Source organism: Mesorhizobium sp. M0001 (assembly GCF_040324255.1).
Lineage (GTDB): Bacteria > Pseudomonadota > Alphaproteobacteria > Rhizobiales > Rhizobiaceae > Mesorhizobium.
The window spans coordinates 1-510 of record NZ_JAMYVS010000047.1 but is presented as its reverse complement, the minus strand read 5'-3'; the positions used below and the strand labels follow the sequence as shown (position 1 = coordinate 510).

The 510-nt window shown below is 64.5% G+C and carries 1 pseudogene; it reads left to right on the top strand.

The annotated features are described in order from the left end of the window. Positions 1-46: 46 nt before the first annotated feature. Positions 47-510 (top strand): annotated as a pseudogene (locus tag NKK50_RS31290) (transposase); the annotation flags it as partial.

Below are 510 nucleotides of genomic sequence, written 5' to 3'. Positions count from 1 at the left end.
TTGGTTGCTTAAGCCGATCCGAAATTTCCCGGAGACCACACCCACCATGAACGATCTTGCGCTGCCGGTGAGCGGTTTTTCATCAGTCGGCGGCAAGTCCGTCGTCGCCGGTTTCGACGGCGGCATGCTGTCGTCCAACAGCGGCGTTCTGGCCTAGGCCGAGGTGGAAAAGCGGTTGCGGGTGGCCGAGCGTCTGGCGCGTTGCATCGACGATCCGCGCTGCCCGGACCAGGTCGTCCACAGCCTGGCGGACATGATCGGCTTTCGCATGAAGATGATCGCCGCCGGCTACGAGGACGGCAACGACGCCAACCGGCTGCGCCGCGATCCGGTCTTCAAGACGGCCCAGGATGCGCTGCCGTCGGGTCGGGATCTGGCGTCGCAATCGACGCTGTGCCGGCTGGAGAACCTACCCGGGGTGCGGGAGCTGGTCGCGATGGGACGGGCGATGGTCGATCTCTATTGCGCCTCGTTCCGGCAAGTGCCGAAGCGGATCGTACTCGACATTGA